Origin of the sequence: Pseudoxanthomonas sp. X-1 (assembly GCF_020042665.1) — a bacterium.
Lineage (GTDB): Bacteria > Pseudomonadota > Gammaproteobacteria > Xanthomonadales > Xanthomonadaceae > Pseudoxanthomonas_A > Pseudoxanthomonas_A spadix_A.
Genome location: NZ_CP083376.1, coordinates 2,431,171 through 2,449,181, shown reverse-complemented (window position 1 = coordinate 2,449,181; position 18,011 = coordinate 2,431,171). Strand labels below are relative to the sequence as shown.

At 68.7% G+C, this 18,011-nt stretch carries 11 protein-coding genes; 6 read left to right on the top strand and 5 right to left on the bottom strand.

Annotated features, from left to right (window positions below):
* Positions 1-181: 181 nt before the first annotated feature.
* Positions 182-1,867, bottom strand: a complete 1,686-nt coding sequence (locus LAJ50_RS10815) for an AMP-binding protein (RefSeq protein ID WP_138650999.1) — start codon at positions 1,865-1,867, stop codon at positions 182-184.
* A 455-nt stretch (positions 1,868-2,322) separates the two neighbouring features.
* Positions 2,323-5,091: an aconitate hydratase AcnA gene (gene acnA, locus LAJ50_RS10810; protein ID WP_138651000.1), complete on the bottom strand. Its 2,769-nt coding sequence runs from the start codon at positions 5,089-5,091 to the stop codon at positions 2,323-2,325.
* Between the two features lie 207 nt (positions 5,092-5,298).
* On the opposite strand from acnA, the gene LAJ50_RS10805 reads away from it, so the two are divergent.
* The 6 genes from LAJ50_RS10805 to LAJ50_RS10780 all read left to right on the top strand — a co-directional run bounded on the left by LAJ50_RS10805 (position 5,299) and on the right by LAJ50_RS10780 (position 15,689).
* On the top strand, positions 5,299-5,529 hold the full coding sequence (locus LAJ50_RS10805; protein WP_130518617.1) for an AbrB/MazE/SpoVT family DNA-binding domain-containing protein: 231 nt from the start codon (positions 5,299-5,301) through the stop codon (positions 5,527-5,529).
* Between the two features lie 10 nt (positions 5,530-5,539).
* Complete coding sequence (locus tag LAJ50_RS10800) at positions 5,540-5,938, top strand: type II toxin-antitoxin system VapC family toxin (protein ID WP_130518614.1); 399 nt, start codon at positions 5,540-5,542, stop codon at positions 5,936-5,938.
* A gap of 40 nt (positions 5,939-5,978) precedes the next feature.
* Positions 5,979-8,567 (top strand): bifunctional aconitate hydratase 2/2-methylisocitrate dehydratase, encoded by a 2,589-nt coding sequence (gene acnB, locus LAJ50_RS10795; protein ID WP_130552436.1) that lies wholly within the window; start codon positions 5,979-5,981, stop codon positions 8,565-8,567.
* A 767-nt stretch (positions 8,568-9,334) separates the two neighbouring features.
* On the top strand, positions 9,335-10,315 hold the full coding sequence (locus tag LAJ50_RS10790; protein ID WP_224096298.1) for a helix-turn-helix domain-containing protein: 981 nt from the start codon (positions 9,335-9,337) through the stop codon (positions 10,313-10,315).
* 404 nt (positions 10,316-10,719) lie between these two features.
* A complete protein-coding gene (locus tag LAJ50_RS10785) occupies positions 10,720-14,817 on the top strand; it encodes a YadA-like family protein (RefSeq protein ID WP_130552435.1) in 4,098 nt (1,365 codons plus the stop codon).
* A 5-nt stretch (positions 14,818-14,822) separates the two neighbouring features.
* Positions 14,823-15,689 carry an OmpA family protein gene (locus tag LAJ50_RS10780; protein WP_224096297.1) on the top strand — a complete coding sequence of 289 codons (867 nt, stop codon included), beginning with the start codon at positions 14,823-14,825 and terminating at the stop codon, positions 15,687-15,689.
* Positions 15,690-15,745: 56 nt separating this feature from the next.
* Here LAJ50_RS10780 and hflD read toward each other — a convergent pair whose 3' ends face one another.
* The 3 genes from hflD to LAJ50_RS10765 are packed head-to-tail and all read right to left on the bottom strand — an operon-like array spanning position 15,746 to position 18,008.
* Positions 15,746-16,360, bottom strand: coding sequence for a high frequency lysogenization protein HflD (gene hflD, locus LAJ50_RS10775; RefSeq protein WP_130552434.1), 615 nt, complete (start codon positions 16,358-16,360; stop codon positions 15,746-15,748).
* Complete coding sequence (gene mnmA / locus LAJ50_RS10770) at positions 16,357-17,550, bottom strand: tRNA 2-thiouridine(34) synthase MnmA (RefSeq protein ID WP_138651001.1); 1,194 nt, start codon at positions 17,548-17,550, stop codon at positions 16,357-16,359. Before mnmA ends, hflD begins: the two co-directional genes overlap by 4 nt.
* A complete protein-coding gene (locus LAJ50_RS10765; RefSeq protein WP_130552432.1) occupies positions 17,547-18,008 on the bottom strand; it encodes an NUDIX hydrolase in 462 nt (153 codons plus the stop codon). Before LAJ50_RS10765 ends, mnmA begins: the two co-directional genes overlap by 4 nt.
* Positions 18,009-18,011: the final 3 nt, after the last annotated feature.

The following is an 18,011-nucleotide window of genomic DNA, read 5'->3' as shown; positions in this document are numbered from 1 at the left end:
TAAATGCGTCAAAAAAAGCCCGTGACTCAATGACTTAGAGTAACTCGGTCGAAGGCCCGTTTTTAGTGTGATAGCAATCACCAAAGCGCGCAGAAGCCCTCGTCGGCGGCCTGCGGCGGGTGCACACTTCCCGAAATGTGTGGCGCGCCGGCGTGATGCCGGCGACCGCCTGCCGGCGTGTTCAGCGCGCGGCCTTCTCCTGCTGGCGCAGTTCCTTGCGCAGGATCTTGCCGACGTTGCTCTTGGGCAGCTCGTCCCTGAACTCGATCCGGCGCGGCTGCTTGTAGCCGGTGAGGTTCTCGCGGCAGAACGCCTTGACGTCGGCCTCGCTCAGGGCCGGATCCTTGCGCACGATGAAGACCTTGACCACCTCGCCGGAGTGCTCGTCGGGCACGCCGACGGCGGCCACTTCCAGCACGCCGGGCATGCCGGCGATCACGTCCTCGATCTCGTTGGGATACACGTTGAAGCCGGACACCAGGATCATGTCCTTCTTGCGGTCGACGATATAGAAGAAGCCGCGCGCGTCCATGCGGGCCATGTCGCCGGTGTGCAGCCAGCCCTCGGCGTCGATCACCTTGGCGGTCTCGTCCGGGCGGTTCCAGTAGCCCTTCATGACCTGCGGGCCCTTGATGCACAGCTCACCGACGGTGTCGTCGCCGCCGGGCAGGGTGTTGCCGTCGTCATCCTTGAGACAGCAGTCGGTCGAGGGCACGGGCAGGCCGATGGCGCCGTTGTAGTCGGTCAGGTCCATCGGGTTGATGCACGCGGCCGGGGAGGTCTCGGTCAGGCCGTAGGCTTCGATCAGGGTGACGCCGGTGACCTTCTTCCAGCGCTCGGCCACGCTGCGCTGCACCGCCATGCCGCCGCCCAGGGTCAGCCGCAGATGGCTGAAGTCGATCTGGTCGAAGCCCGGGGTGTTGAGCAGGCCGTTGAACAGGGTGTTGACGCCGGTGATCGCGGTGAACGGTGCCTTGGAGAGCTCCTTGACGAAGCCCTTCATGTCGCGCGGATTGGTGACCAGATGGTTGAGGCCGCCGAACTTCATGAAGACCAGGCAGTTCGCCGTCAGCGCGAAGATGTGGTACAGCGGCAGCGCGGTGATGATGTACTCCTCGCCGGGCCGCGTCTTGATGCCGACCCAGGTCGAGGCCTGCTGCATGTTGGCCACCAGGTTGCGGTGGGTCAGCATCGCGCCCTTGGCCACGCCGGTGGTGCCGCCGGTGTACTGCAGGAAGGCGATGTCCTCGGGCTGGATGTCCAGCTTGGGCAGCGGCCTGCTGCCCAGGCGCAGCACGTCCTTGAAGCGCACGGCGCCGGCGATCTCGTAATCGGGCACCATCTTCTTGACGTACTTCAGGACGAAGTTGACCAGCGGGCCCTTGGGGAAGCCGAGCAGGTCGCCCAGCGCGGTGGTGATGACATGGCGCACGCCGCTGCCTTCCAGCGCCTTCTGCGCTGTGACGCCGAAGTTGTCGACCACGATCAGCGTGGAGACGCCGGCATCGTGCAGCTGGTGGTGCAGCTCGCGATCGGTGTAGAGCGGGTTGACGTTCACCACGGTCAGCCCGGCGCGCAGGATGCCGAAGATCGAGACCGGGTACTGCAGGCAGTTGGGCATCATCACCGCCACGCGGTCCCCGCGCTTGAGCTTGAGCTCATGCAGCAGGTAGCTGGCCATCTGCTGGCTCAGGCGATCGATGTCGGCGTAGGTCAGCACCTTGCCGAAGTTGGAGAACGCCGGCTTGTCGCGGTAGCTGGAGATCGCGGTCTCCAGGACATCGACGATCGAGCGGTACTCGTCGACGTCGATTTCGTGCGGAATTCCCGCGGGATAGCTGGCAAACCAGGGCCGTTCCTGCGTCATCGTGTCAAGCCCCTCCCAGGGTGCTAGGGTCGAGGCGCGGCCGGCCGATCCGGCGTTTCCCCCGAAAAATCGCGATGAGCATACCGGCAGTCGCCGCAAACCGGAATCTTTCCATACCTTTCCGAATGGTCAGCGGCTCTCGGCTGGGCTCGGCGGCTTGAGCGAGGGGGAAAGGAAGCGCGGTCGAGCGGCTTTGCGCGGGAGAGGTGAGGGCAGGGGCAGCCTATGCAGCGCCCGCTTCGATCGTCTCGGCGACGGACAGACGGGCCCCCGCCATCCCGCGAAAGCGGGAATCCAGCGTTCCTGGCGCGCGGTGCGGAAATCCCCAGGTTCCCGCGTCTGCGGGAACGTCGATGGTGGATTTGTCGCTGGGGCAGCGGAAGCGGTGGAGCGTGCCGCGATGCTCCGCTCCGGCGCGGGCGCAGGAGCGGAGCTTGGTCCGACGCGGTCCGGCCTCAGGCCGCCTGTTTCGCGGCGAGTTGGCGCAGGACGTAGTGCAGCAGGCCGCCGTGGCGGAAGTACTCGACTTCCTTCGGCGTCAGCAGCAGGACACGCACCTCGAACCTGACCTCGCCGCCGTCGGCCTTCTTGGCCACGACCTGTGCGGTCTTGGAGGCGCCATCCTGCAGGCCGGTGATGTCGATCACCTCCGAGCCGTCCAGCCCCAAGGTCTGCGCGTTCTCGCCGTTCTTGAACTGCAGCGGCAGCACGCCCATGCCGACCAGGTTGGAGCGGTGGATGCGCTCGAAGCTCTCGGCGACCACCGCCTTGACGCCCAGCAGGTTGGTGCCCTTGGCCGCCCAGTCGCGCGAGGAGCCGGTGCCGTACTCCTTGCCGGCCAGCACCACCAGCGGCACGCCGTCGGCCTTGTACTTCATCGCCGCGTCGTAGATCGCCAGCTTCTCCGGCGCGCCGCCGGCCTTGGGGTAGTACAGCGCGTTGCCGCCTTCCTCGCCGCCGAACACCAGGTTCTTGATGCGGATGTTGGCGAAGGTGCCCCGCACCATCACATCGTCGTTGCCGCGGCGGCTGCCGTAGCTGTTGAAGTCGGCCGGCTGGACGCCGCGCTCCTGCAGGAAGCGGCCCGCCGGCGAGTCCTTCTTGATGTTGCCGGCCGGGGAGATGTGGTCGGTGGTGATCGAGTCGCCGAAGATGCCCATCACCCGCGCGCCATGCACGTCGTCGATGGTGCCCGATTCGGCGGACATGCCGTCGAAGTAGGGCGGGTTCTTGATGTAGGTCGACTTGGCGTCCCACTGGTACAGGCCGCCGTCGGGCGAGGCGATGTTGTTCCAGCGGCTGTCGCCCTTGAACACGTCGGCGTAGTTCTTCTTGAACATCTCCGGGCCGATGGTCTTGGCGATGAAGTCGCCGATCTCCTTGTTGGTCGGCCAGATGTCCTTGAGGTACACGTCCTGGCCGTCGCTGCCCTTGCCCAGCGGCTGGGTGGTCAGGTCGATGTCGGTGGTGCCGGCGATCGCATAGGCCACCACCAGCGGCGGCGAGGCCAGGTAGTTCATCTTCACTTCCGGGTGCACGCGGCCTTCGAAGTTGCGGTTGCCCGACAGCACCGAGGTCACCACCAGATCGCCCTTGGCGATGGCGGCCGAGACGTCCTCCGGCAGCGGACCGGAGTTGCCGATGCAGGTGGTGCAGCCGTAGCCGACCAGGTAGAAGCCGAGCTTCTCCAGGTCGTCCATGACGCCGGCCTTCTTCAGGTAGTCGGTGACCACCAGCGAGCCCGGGCCCAGCGAGGTCTTGACCCAGGGCGCGGCCTTGAGGCCCTTGGCCACCGCATTGCGCGCCAGTAGGCCGGCGCCGAGCATCACCGCCGGGTTGGAGGTGTTCGTGCAGGAGGTGATCGCGGCGATCACCACCGCGCCGTCCTTCAGCTCCCAGCCCGCGCCGCTGCTGGCCGCCGGCTCGTTGACCGACTCCTGGGCGCCGACGGCCGTGCCGCCGCCGCCTTCGTTGGCCAGGCGCTCTTCCTGGCGCACGTCGCTGGCGCGCTTCTTCTCGCGCGCCTCGGCGAAGGGCACCAGGCTGTCGCGGTAGTTCTTCCGCATGTCGCTGAGCAGGACGCGGTCCTGCGGGCGCTTGGGGCCGGCCAGTGAGGGCTTCACCTCGCCCATGTCCAGGTGCAGGGTGGCGCTGTACTGCGCATGCGGGCTGCTGGCGTCGTGCCACAGGCCCTGGGCCTTGGCGTAGGCCTCGACCAGGGCGATATGGTCCTCGCTGCGGCCGGACAGGCGCAGGTAGTTCAGCGACTCGGCATCGACCGGGAAGATGCCGCAGGTCGCCCCGTATTCGGGCGCCATGTTGCCGATGGTGGCGCGGTCGGCCAGCGGCAGGTGCCGCAGGCCCTCGCCGTAGAACTCCACGAACTTGCCCACTACGCCCAGCTTGCGCAGCATCTGGGTGACCGTCAGCACCAGGTCGGTCGCCGTGGCGCCCTCGGGCAGCTTGCCGGTGAGTTCGAAGCCCACCACCTGCGGGATCAGCATCGAGGAGGGCTGGCCCAGCATCGCGGCCTCGGCCTCGATGCCGCCCACGCCCCAGCCCAGCACGCCGATGCCGTTGATCATGGTGGTGTGCGAGTCGGTGCCGAAGACCGTGTCCGGATAGGCGTAGGTCACGCCGTCCTTGTAGGCGGTCATGACCACGCGCGCCAGGTGTTCCAGGTTGACCTGGTGGACGATGCCGGTGTTGGGCGGCACCACCTTGAAGTCGTTGAACGCCTTCTGCCCCCAGCGCAGGAAGCTGTAGCGCTCGGCATTGCGCTGGAATTCGATCTTGCCGTTGAGGTCCAGCGCGTCGGGCTTGCCGAACACGTCCACCTGCACCGAATGGTCGATCACCAGTTCGGAAGGAATCTGCGGATTGATCTGCTCGGCCTTGCCGCCCAGCTTGACCACCGCATCGCGCATGGCGGCCAGGTCGACCACGCAGGGCACGCCGGTGAAGTCCTGCAGCACCACGCGCGCGGGCATGAAGGCGATCTCGGTGTCCGGCTCGGCCTTGGCGTCCCACTTGGCGACCGCCTCGATGTGCTCGGGCGTGACGCTGACCCCGTCCTCCCCGCGCAGCAGGTTCTCCAACAGGATCTTCATGGAGTAGGGCAGGCGGGCGATGTCGAAGCGCTCGCCGAGCCGGGGAAGGCTGAAGTACGTATACGAGGTCCCCGCCACGTCCAGCGTGCTGCGGGTGTTGAAGGTGTCGCTCATGCTCGGGCTCCTGTTCGAGGTGACTTGCGCCGCGACCCGGTGGCCCGACGCTGGCTGTTCGATGACGGCCTCGCTGTTCAGTATCGGCCTTCCGGCGTGACTGAAGGGTGTCCGGGCGGCCCCGGATGTGGCGGGTGGCGCACGATTCCGCTATCGGTATGGAGATCCAAGTATGTATAATCCGTGCATACTTCAAGAGGAGCACCGATGGAAGCCACCGTTGCCGAACGCGGCCAGATCACGCTGCCCAAGGCGGTGCGTGACGCCCTGGGGCTGACCAAGGGCACGCTGCTCAAGGTGGAACTGGACGGCAGCCGCATCGTCCTGCGCAAGAGCGTGGACGATGCGATCTCCAAGGCGCGCGGCCGTTTCGCCCTGGATGGGTTCGACTCGCCCGAAGCGGCCGTGCGCGCCGCCCGCGAGCCGGCCAAGCGCTGATTCCGCGGCCGTGATCGCCATCGATTCGCCCGTGCTGGTGGACCTGCTGACCGACGGTCCGCAGGCCGATGCGGCCGAGGCCTGCCTGCGCCAGTGCCTGGCCAGCGGCCGGGTGGTGGTCTGCGACATCGCCCTGGCCGAAGTCTGCAGCGCGCTGCGCAACGGCGCCGAGGCGCTGACGGTGCTGGAGGAGATGGGCATCCATTTCAGCGCGCTGGAATCCAAGTCGGCCCTGCGCGCGGGCGAGATGCAGCGCCGCTACCGCCAGCGCGGCGGCGGGCCGCATGCGCTGCCCGATTTCCTGATCGGGGCCCACGCGCTGCTGCAGTGCGATGCGCTGATCACCCACAACCACGCCTTCTACCGCGACTACTTCAAGGGACTGAAGCTGATCGCGCCGCGGGTCTGACCCGCTTTCTCTTCACACACGTTACGTACCGGAGTCGCACATGTTGGAAGCCTATCGCCACCACGTTGCCGAGCGCGCCGCGCTGGGCATCCCGCCGCTGCCGCTGACCGCCCAGCAGACCGCGCAGGTCATCGAGCTGCTGAAGAACCCGCCGGCGGGCGAGGCCGACTTCCTGGTCGACCTGATCACCCACCGCGTGCCGGCCGGCGTGGACGACGCGGCCAAGGTCAAGGCCAGCTATCTGGCCGCGCTGGCGTTCGGCAGCGAGCGCAACCCGCTGATCAGCCGCGAGCGCGCCACCGAACTGCTGGGCACCATGCTCGGCGGCTACAACGTGCATCCGCTGATCGAGCTGCTGGACGATGCCACCGTCGGTGCCATCGCCGCCGACGGCCTGAAGCAGACCCTGCTGGTGTTCGACGCGTTCCACGACGTCAAGGAAAAGGCCGATGCCGGCAATGCCAACGCCAAGGCCGTGCTGCAGAGCTGGGCCGATGCCGAATGGTTCACCAGCAAGCCGGAAGTGCCGGCGTCCATGACCCTGACGGTGTTCAAGGTGCCGGGCGAGACCAATACCGACGACCTCTCGCCGGCCCCGGACGCCACCACGCGCCCGGACATCCCGATGCACGCCCTGGCGATGCTGAAGAACAAGCGCGAAGGCGCGCCGTTCGTGCCGGAGGAAGACGGCAAGCGCGGCCCGATCCAGGCCATCGCCGACCTGAAGGACAAGGGCCACCTGGTCGCCTACGTCGGCGACGTGGTCGGCACCGGCTCCTCGCGCAAGTCCGCGACCAACAGCGTGCTGTGGTGGACCGGGCAGGACATTCCGTACATCCCCAACAAGCGCTTCGGCGGCGTGTGCCTGGGCTCCAAGATCGCCCCGATCTTCTACAACACCATGGAAGATGCCGGCGCGCTGCCGATCGAGCTGGACGTGTCGCAGATGGAGCAGGGCGATGTGATCGAGCTGCGCCCGTACGAGGGCAAGGCGCTGAAGGACGGCCAGGTCATCGCCGAGTTCAAGGTCAAGTCCGAGGTGCTGTTCGACGAGGTGCGCGCCGGTGGCCGCATCCCGCTGATCATCGGCCGCGGCCTGACCGCCAAGGCGCGTGAGGCGCTGGGCCTGCCGGCCACCGACCTGTTCCGCCTGCCGCAGCAGCCGGCCGACACCGGCAAGGGTTTCTCGCTGGCGCAGAAGATGGTCGGCCGCGCCATCGGCCTGCCGGAAGGCCAGGGCGTGCGCCCGGGCACCTACTGCGAGCCGAAGATGACCTCGGTCGGCTCGCAGGACACCACCGGCCCGATGACCCGCGACGAGCTGAAGGACCTGGCCTGCCTGGGCTTCTCGGCCGACCTGGTCATGCAGTCGTTCTGCCACACCGCCGCGTACCCGAAGCCGGTGGACGTCAAGACCCACCACACCCTGCCGGAGTTCATCTCCACCCGCGGCGGCATCTCGCTGCGCCCTGGCGACGGCGTGATCCACAGCTGGCTCAATCGCATGCTGCTGCCCGACACCGTGGGCACCGGCGGCGATTCGCACACCCGCTTCCCGGTGGGCATCTCGTTCCCGGCCGGCTCGGGCCTGGTCGCCTTCGCCGCGGCCACCGGCGTGATGCCGCTGGACATGCCCGAGTCGGTGCTGGTGCGCTTCAAGGGCACGCTGCAGCCGGGCGTGACGCTGCGCGACCTGGTCAACGCGATCCCGCTGTACGCGATCAAGCAGGGCCTGCTGACCGTGGCCAAGCAGGGCAAGAAGAACATCTTCTCCGGCCGCATCCTGGAGATCGAGGGCCTGCCGGACCTGAAGGTCGAACAGGCCTTCGAGCTGTCCGATGCCTCGGCCGAGCGCTCGGCCGCCGGCTGCACCGTGCACCTCAACAAGGAGCCGATCATCGAGTACATCAACAGCAACATCACCTTGCTGGGCTGGATGATCGAACAGGGCTACAAGGACCCGCGCAGCCTGCAGCGCCGCATCGACAAGATGAAGGCGTGGCTGGCCGATCCGCAGCTGCTCAAGGCCGATGCCGACGCCGAGTACGCCGCGGTGATCGAGATCGACCTGGCCGACGTGCATGAGCCGATCCTGGCCTGCCCGAACGATCCGGACGACGTGAAGACCCTGTCCGAAGTGGCCGGCGCCAAGATCGATGAAGTCTTCATCGGCTCGTGCATGACCAACATCGGTCACTTCCGTGCCGCCTCCAAGCTGCTGGAAGGCAAGCGCGACATCCCGACCAAGCTGTGGGTCGCCCCGCCGACCAAGATGGACGCCGCCGAACTGACCAAGGAAGGCCATTACGGCACCTTCGGCACCGCCGGCGCGCGCATGGAGATGCCGGGCTGCTCGCTGTGCATGGGCAACCAGGCGCAGGTGAAGGAGGGCGCGACCGTGTTCTCCACCTCGACCCGCAACTTCCCCAACCGCCTGGGCCGCAACTCCAACGTGTACCTGGGTTCGGCGGAACTGGCCGCCATCTGCTCGCGTCTGGGACGCATCCCGACCAAGGCCGAGTACATGGCCGACATCGGCGTGCTCGATGCCAACGCCGCCGACATCTACCGCTACATGAACTTCGACCAGATCGAGGATTACCAGGTCGGCGAGAAGACCGCCGCCTGATTGTCCCCTTGAAGCGCGACACCAGAAAGCCCGGCCCCGTGCCGGGCTTTCTGCGTCAGGGCGCCGTATCCAGCGGTCGTTCCGGCGGTCCTCAATGGCCCTCGCTCACGATGGCGGCCGCCTTCGGGATGTCGCCAAGCGCGCTGCGCGTTGGGAGTCCGTGATGCGAGAGCGCAGCGTGAGCCCGTGACGAGAGAGCGCGGCCAGCACCGCCGGATATCACCCGGCCTGCGCCATTACACGCGTGCAGCCATTGAACGCTGTACGACGCCATCCATTCCGTATGACCATGTGTCCGTGGGCTTTTCGGTCGGATGCGAGCCTTGGACAATGGTCCGAGGAAAGGATCCTGATCGGCGTAGTGACGCCCCGTCGCGCCGAGAGGGACGGGGAAGCGGTCGCAAGTCCGTGGACGGCATCCAGCGATTACCGCTTGCCGCGTTATCGCGCGTTGTTCCAGATAATGGAATGTGCGGTCGCAGCAGCCGTGTATACATATCGATAACAGGTGTCGCGGACCTATAAGCATCGCCAAGGCGGGATGCATCGGGGGGATGTGGCCTGCGCTGCGCTTTGCGGAATGCGCTTAATAGGCGAACCGCAAATGTCGAATGTGATCCCGGTATGTGACAACCCGTAAGAGTCGGTGCATAGTTTATCCATCGCGTTGCGTGGTTCGCGCGGAACGCGCGGTCTCGGGATACTTCGACGGCCGGAATCCAAGGGGGACAGGGATGGAAGACGCGCGGTCGAAGCGGATATCGAAAGTGGATCAGGCTGGAGGGGCGCCGCTGGACCTGGCCACGCTGGCCGGTGTGTTGAAGGTCTGCGACCTGGACGTGGTGCTGCTGGAGCGACATGCGGCGCGCCCGACGGTGGAGACGTTCATCGATCAGGACGCGCTGGTCTATTCGGTGGGCACCACGTTCCGTTTCAGAGGGCGATTCACGCTGCCGCCGGACTGGTGCCTGTTCGGCTACGTGCATCAGACCGAGCCTCACGCCAGTTGGTGCCACGGCGTGGACATGGAGACGGGCGTGGCGCTCACCGTACTGCCGGGCGCGAGCAGCGAGTTCGTCCTCGGCGCGGGTTCCAGGCTTACGCTGGTGCTGACGCCGCAGAGCGCCTTGAGGCAGCATCTTTCCGAACTCGGTCTTGGGCCCTCGCTGCCAGCGGTCGGGCAGTACGTGCGCCTGTTCAAGCCTTCCGGCGAGGCGACCGCGCGCAGGCTGGAACAACTGGCCACGCGTCTCGCCAGGCGGGTGCGGGAACCCGGCCCGCCGCCGGGCCAAGGCGATCGCCAGGAAGGTGCGAGCGCCTACGTGCGCGCGCATCTGATGGCCAAGTTCGCCGCCGCGCCCACCGACCGTCCCAGGTGTTCGCGCGGCAGGCTCATGCATTACCGGATCCTGCGCCGCGCCGAGGATTTCATGCGCCTGCATCTGCACAGGAACGTGTACATGCAGGAGATCTGCGATGCGGTCGGCGTCAGCGAGCGCACGCTGCGCTACACCTTCGATGACCTGCTGGGCATCTCGCCCAACCGCTATCTGTCCATGCTGCGCCTGTCCATCGCAAACCGCAGCCTCTCCGCCGGCGACGCCAGCCGCCATTCGGTCAAATCGATCGCCCTGAATTGCGGGCTCTGGGACCTGTCCAAGTTCGCCGGCAAGTATCGGCAGCTCTTCGGCGAACTACCGAGCGACACACTGCTGCGCAGCCCACCTGTCGGCCTCTGGCGCATGTGAAGAACGGCGCGTTCGCGCCGTTCCCTGATTGATCGATTAGCAATCCCGCCGCTGCCGCGAGCGTCGTGGCGGTGGCCGGTCGCATGAGCAGTATTGCTTACCTGTTTCGCTTCCGGTAACCAGCGCGAGCCTGCACTTTCGAAATAACGCCGATCGGTTAGCGATATTCACGCCTTGAAGGCTGCCGCTTTCCGAAGTCGGCGCTCGAATCCCGTATTTAGTCGCGTCAAACCCACGTGAACCGCCGGTTCTTTGCCGAAACGGGATATTCGCTGCCCGTTATTTCCTATGGTCGTGCCGGAACGGTGCTCTAACTCGCCCTGGACGCGCGCTCTAATCCCACGCAACACGCAGGTAACGACCATTTAACGGAATTTAAATCACTGACGTAATCAGGGGGGCGCATGAATCGCATCTATCGCTTGATATGGAACTTCAGGCTCGGCGCGTTAGTGGCCGTCTCCGAACTTGCGCGACCCAGGCAAGCCACCTCCCGGCGTGTCGGGACGCCTCGACGTGTCGCCGCCAGCCGTCTGGCCGGCGCCTGCGTGGCCGCACTCCTGGCCTTGCCATGCGCCGGTCTGCACGCCCAGCAGGTCGATCCGCGACTGGAAGACCTGCGGGCCCTGGTGGACAAGTACGCCACCGCGGACGACGCCTACGTGCCCCAGCCTGCATCCCCCCAGGCTGCCAACCCGCCGGCACAGGCGCGATCGGCGGTGGGTAAGCGTGCCGAGCCGCTGGCCAGCGAGCGCCGCGCCGCCGTGCGCGCGACGGCCCCGGCCATCGCGGCGGACGCTGACTCGACCAGCACAGTCGCCGCGACCACCGCCGCGCCCGAGGCCGCCGTTCCCCCGCCCGGCAAGGGGGGCGTGCAGCGTGCCACCGCCGGGTCGACCGACGGCTCGACCCGCATCACGACCGCTGCGGTCGCCGGGCCAACGGCGGTCGCCGCGCCGACCAGCAGCGCGAGCCTGCGGCTTTCCACCTCCGAATCGGACACCGGCTCAGGCACGACCACCACGGCGACCGTCGCCGTGCCCGCCACCGTGGCGACCCCCGCCACCACGGCGAGCGTACGGCTGTCCACCCCGGCGCTCGTGTCCGCGCAGGCCACCAGCGCCCCCAACCTGGCCGGCGCCTCGACCGGCACGGTCCTCGGCAACGGCGGCGTCGTCGGCGGCGTGGGCGAATTGCTCGATCCGGTGCTGTCCAGCGTGCTCGGCGGCGACGGCTGGGTGATCAACGGCAGCCAGGCGCTGAACAGCGACAACGTGCAGAAGGCCTATACCACCGTCAACGTGCTCGGCATCCCCACGGTCACCCTCAGTCCCGTGGGCGCGGCGCTGGGCGCGCTCGGCGGCGCCGCGACCGGCGGCAATTCGCACCTGACCCTGGTCGGTGGTGTGGTGTCCAACAGCTACCTGACCAATGTCAACAGCGGCAATCCCGGTGGCCTGCTCGGCGTCCTGCTCCCGGACGGATCACCGGCCTATGCCACCAACTGCGTCAACGTGCTGGGCGTGATCACCGCCGACTGCTGGGCGGTCAACGCCGCCCAGGACTACCAGACCCTGGTCGGCGAAGGCGCGACCGCGAACGGTTCCAAGGAAGTGGTGATCGGTTCCAACGCCAGCCACACCCTGCCGAGCGTGGATGCGACGAGCGTGTATGCCGGCGGTTTCGTCGATGCCAACTACGACGCCAGGCTCGGTCATTCGGTGGTGGTCGGCGACAGCGCCTCGGGCTCGGCCAACGGCCAGACCATCCTCGGCGCGAATGCCACTTCCAACCAGGCCAACAGCGTGGCGCTGGGCTACCGCTCCAATGCCAGCCGCGGCGCGGCCAGCGGCTACAGCGCCTACGGCTTGACCGCGGCGCAGACCTCGGCCGGCGAAGTGGCGATCGGCGCCGCCGGGAACGAGCGCCAGCTGACCCACGTCGCCGCGGGCAATCAGGATACCGACGCGGTCAATGTCGCCCAGCTGCGCGGCGCGGTGTCGCAGATTCAGGCCATCGGCGATGGCGCGGTGATGTACGACGTGGATGCCGGCGGCGTCGTGCTGGACCACGTCACCCTCGGCGCGACCGGCTCGGGCGCGCCGGTCGGGATCTCCAATGTCGCCGCCGGCGTGGCGCAGACCGATGCGGTGAATGTCGGCCAGCTGGCGCCGGCCGTCGCCGCGCTCGGCGGGGGCGCGGCGATCGACCCGACCACCGGTGCGGTCAGCGGGCCGGTGTACGCGCTGGACGACGGCACCAATACGGGCACCCGCACCAACTACACCAACGTCGGCACCGCGCTGGAGAATCTGGATGGGCGCACGACCAGCAACACCACCAACATCACCAACCTGCTGGACGGCACGGCCGGCCTGGTGCGTCAGGACCCGACCTCGCTGACGGTCAGCGTGGCCGGGCAGACCGGCGGCACGCAGGTGGACCTCCGCAACGCCTCCGGCCAGGCGCGCACGCTCAGCGGCGTGGCGGCGGGCCAGCAGGACGAAGACGCGGTCAACCTGGCCCAGCTGCGGGCGGTTTCCGGGGGCGTGGACGATCTCAGCGCGAGGGTGGTGCAGTACGACGTGGACGCCGGCGGTACGGTGCTGAACCACGTCACCCTCGGCGCGGCGGGCTCGGGCACGCCGGTCGGGATCTCCAATGTCGCCGCAGGCGTGGCGCAGACCGACGCTGTGAACGTGGGCCAGCTGGCGCCGGCGGTGGCCGCGCTCGGCGGCGGAGCGGCGATCGACCCGACCACCGGTGCGGTCAGCGGGCCGGTGTACGCGCTGGACGATGGCACCAACACGGGCACCCGCGCCAACTACACCAATGTCGGCACCGCGCTGGAGAACCTCGACGGGCGCACGACCAGCAACACCACCAACATCGCCAACCTGCTGGACGGCACCGCCGGCCTGGTGCGTCAGGACCCGACCTCGCTGGCGGTCAGCGTGGCCGGGCAGACCGGCGGCACGCAGGTGAGCTTTCGCAACGCCTCCGGCCAGGCGCGCACGCTCAGCGGCGTGGCGGCGGGCCAACAGGACGAAGATGCGGTCAATATGGCCCAGCTGCGGCAGGTCAGCGGGGACATGGACAGCCTCAACGCGCGCGCGGTGCAGTACGACGTGGATGCCAACGGTGCGGTGCTCGACCACATCACCCTGGGCGCGAATGGGTCCGGCGCGCCGGTCGGGCTTTCCAATCTGGCCGCCGGGGCGGTGAATGCCTCCAGCAGCGATGCGGTCAACGGCGCGCAGCTGTTCGCCACCCACGGCGCCATCTCGCAGTTCTTCGGCGGAACCACGCAGTACGACAGCAGCACCGGCACCTGGACCGGGCCGACCTTCAACATCACCCAGATCGACGGCAGTGGCGGCACGGTCGGAAGCAGCTACACCAACGTCAGCGATGCCTTCGGCGCGGTCAGCAACTCCCTGGTCAACCTCAACACCCGGCTCGGCCAGCTGCAGTCGGCGACCTACAGCTCGAAGTATCTGGCCGTGCAGTCGACCCGCGCCGCTGCGACCGCGACCGGTACCGATGGCGTCGCGATCGGCCCGGAGGCCGCGGCCGCGGGCGCCGGCAGCGTGGCGGTCGGCGCGGGGGCCAGCGCCGGTCAGGACAACAGCGTGGCGCTGGGGGCCGGTTCCACCACCTCGGTCGGCGCGCAGAGCGGCTATGACGGCGCGTACGTGGCCGCCGGCAGCAGCAACTCGGCCGGCGAGGTGTCGGTGGGCAGCACGGGCGGCGAGCGCAAGGTGACCCATGTCGCCGACGGCTCGGATCGCTACGACGCGGTCAACGTGGGCCAGCTGCAGGGTGGGGTGAACTACGCCATCGACCGGGCCAACGCCTATACCGATCAGCAGCTGCAGAACATCCAGGTGGAGTCGGGCGGCATGTTCCGCGCCAACGATACCGCCGGGCTGGGCCAGCCCGCGGCCAGCGGCGACAACGCCACCGCCGGCGGCGCGGGCGCGGTGGCCTCGGGCAGCGGCAGCACCGCGATCGGCAGCGGCGCCCAGGCGACCGCCGACCGGTCGGTGGCGCTGGGCGCGGGCTCGGTCGCCGACCGGGTCGGCACGGTCTCGGTCGGCAGCAGCGGCGCGCAGCGGCAGATCACCAACGTCGCCGCCGGCACCGCCGACAACGACGCCGTCAACTTCGCCCAGTTCAACCGCGGCCTGGCCGGAGTGCAGGACTGGTCGCGCAACTATGTTGACCAGCGCTTCAACGAGACCCGGCGCGACATCCAGCGGGTCGACGATCGCGCCATGGCCGGCGTGGCCTCGGCCATGGCGGTCGCCGGCCTGCCGCAGGCCTACGAACCGGGCCGCAGCATGGCCGCGATGGCGGTGAGCGGCTACGACGGCGAGGCCGGCGTGGCGCTGGGCGTCTCGGCGATCTCCGAGGGCGGCCGCTGGGTCTACCGGCTCAGCGGGACGACCAACACGCGCGGCGATGCCGGCGTGTCGGTCGGCGCTGGCATCCAATGGTGACCGGCATGGATGAGACGCAACGGGGGATGCGCGGCATGGACAAGGTCAGGGCAGGATCGAAGCGATGGATCGCGTGGTCGGCGCTGCTGGCGCTGGCGCTCGCCGGGTGCGCCGGCACGCCGCCGCGCGAGAGCGGTGCGGCGACCGCGGCCGAGCCTGAGTTCCCGGATCCCGCCCGCGCCTACCCGCGCGGCGGCACCTTCGTGAACGTCGACAACCTACGCCAGTACGCGCCCGGCCTGAGCAAGCGCCAGCTCTCCGCGCTGCTCGGCCCGCCGCATTTCGGCGAGGGCATGTGGGGCGTGCGCACGTGGAACTACCTGTTCAACTTCCGCTCCGCGCGCGGCCAGGAACCGTTCCAGTGCCAGTTCATGGTGGTCTTCGACGAGCAGGGCATCGCCCAGCAGCAGTACTGGAAGCCGCAGACCTGCAGCGCGATCCTCGATCCCCCCGCGCCCAAGCCCAGGCAGGAGGCGGCGGCCGTGCTGCCCGAGCAGCCGCTGCGGCTGTCGGCCGATGCGCTGTTCGGCTTCGACAGCGCCGTGGTCACGGCCGAGGGGCGGGCGCGGATCGAAGGCCTGCTGCAGCAGGTGCGCGGGGCGAGCCAGGTGCAGGACATCCTGGTGGTCGGCTATGCCGACCGTCTCGGCAATGCCCGCCACAACCTGACGCTCTCCCAGCGCAGGGCCGAGGCGGTGCGCCAGGTCCTGGTCGAGGGCGGGGTCGCGGCCTCCGCGATCCGTGCCGAAGGCCGTGGCAGCACCCAGCCGCTCGCCGACTGCGCCAGGATCAAGGCGCACAAGGCCCTGGTCGCGTGCCTGGCGCCGGACCGGCGCGTGGAGATCAGCGCGAACGCGACCGCGCGCCGCTGAACGCGACCGCGCGCCGCTGAGCGAAGAGCGCGCCAGGCGCCCCGCGCAGGCGCGACTCAGGCCTTGAGCCAGTCCCGCGCGGCGCTGACCATCGCCTTGCGCGCGAACACGAAGTCCCACAGGCTGCCGCCCAGCTGGCGCCAGAGCACGGCGGCGCGGACCGCGGCGAGCAGGATCGCGCGGATCTCCGAGACCACGCCCGGCTGGGCGAGATAGTGCGGGTTGCCCTGGACCATCACCCGCGGGCGCAGGTGGCTGATGGTGTCGGCGTACAGCGTGCCCAGCGCCATCAGCACGTCCGGATGGGTGCTGCCGCGTTCGCCGGCCTGCGGGGCGATCTCCTCCAGGCCACCGCTGACCGCGGCCACGGTTTCCCGATCGCGCACGAAGCGGCGCTCGACCTGCATCACCGCCAGCGCCAGGCGCGGCAGCGATTCGTCCTTGTTCTCGCCACTGAAGTAGTCGCGCACCAGGCGCAGGCCGGGGCCGAGGTTGGCCACGCGCTCGTAGACCGCTTCGGTGGATTCGGCATCCATGCGGAACACGCTGTCCAGCACCACGCCGGTCGCGCCATTGTCCGAATGACCGGTCTCGGCGATGCGGCGCACCTGGGACAGCGACTGGGCCAGGGCGGCCAGGGCCAGCACGCGTTCGGGCAGGGGCGCGCTCATGCGGCGCGCTCCCGCAGGCGCAGTTCCAGCGGCGCGTCGGTGCGGTCGATCACCGCGCCACCCAGGCAATCATCGCCGTCGTAGAGCACCACCGACTGGCCGGGGGTGACGGCCCGCTGCGGGCGGGCGAATTGGATATCCAGCGTTCCATCCTCCAGGACATAGACCGTGCAGGCCTGCGCGGCCTGGCGGTAACGGGTCTGCGCGTGGCAGTCGAAACGTGCCGCGGGCGGGCTTCCGGCCACCCAGTGCATCGTCTCGCTGCGCAGCCGCGTGGACTGCAAATAGGGGCTGGCGCTGTCCTGGTCGACGTACAGCACGTTCTCGGCGACGTCCTTGCCGACCACGTACCACGGCGCGGCCGCGCGGCCGCGCACGCCGCCGATGTTCAGGCCTTCGCGCTGGCCAAGGGTAAAGAAGAACACGCCCGGATGCTGGCCGATGACCGCACCGTCAGGGTCGCGCATCTCGCCGGTTCTGGCCGGCAGGTACTGGCCCAGGAACTGGCGGAAATCGCGCTCGCCGATGAAGCAGATGCCGGTGGAGTCCTTCTTGTCGTGCACCGGCAGCCCGGCCTCGCGGGCCAGGCCGCGCAGGTCCGGCTTGTGCAGGTGGCCGACCGGGAACAGCGTGGCTGCCAGCTGCTCCTGCCCGAGCTGGTGCAGAAAGTAGCTCTGGTCCTTGCCGGTATCGACGCCGCGCAGCAGGTGCCAGCGGCCGCCGCGCTGCTCGACGCGCGCGTAGTGGCCGGTGGCGATCTTCTCGGCGCCCAGCGTGCGCGCGGCATCGATGAAATGCTTGAACTTGACCTCGCGGTTGCACAGCACGTCCGGATTGGGCGTGCGCCCGGCGGCGTACTCGGCCAGGAAGTGGGCGAACACCCCGTCCCAGTACTCCTTCGAGAAATCGCGGAAATGGAAGGGAATGCCGAGCCGCCCGCAGACGGCCACCGCGTCGCGGCGATCCTCTTCGGCGCGGCATCCGCCCGCCGTCGAGGTCTGTCCGCCGGGGAGGGCGGCCGCGCCTTCGGCGACGCCCGCGCTGTCCTGCGTCTGGCCCGCACCGTCATCGGACCAGTTCTGCATGAACAGGCCCGCCACCGGCACGCCGGACCGGACCAGCTGCAGCGCCGCCACCGACGAATCCACGCCGCCGGACACGCCCACCACCACGCGCGGGGTCGCGCTCATGCCAGCCGGCTCACGGCCGAGAGCGGGAAGCGACGGCCGGCCAGGTAGTCGGCCGCGACCTGCCACACCAGCGGGCTGCGATGGCGCGGGGCGGCCTGACGCAGTTCGTCCGGGGTCATCCACAGCGCGCGCACGATGCCCTCGTCCAGGGCGCGCTCGGCGTGGTGGGCGACCGCCTCGCCGGCGAAGGCCATGCGCAGGTACTGGCGGCCGGTCTCGGCCGTCCACTGGTAGGCGCCGACGAAGTGGCTCAGGCGTACCGTCCAGGCGCTTTCCTCCAGCGTCTCGCGCACGGCGGCGTCGAACAGGTGCTCGTCCGGCTCCAGGTGGCCGGCCGGCTGGTTGAGCACCAGCCGGCCCTCGGCGTATTCCTCGACCATCAGCAGGCGGCCCTCGCGCACCACCACGGTGGCCACGGTGGTATCCGGTTGCCAGATGCGGTCTTCGGCGACACTCACGGA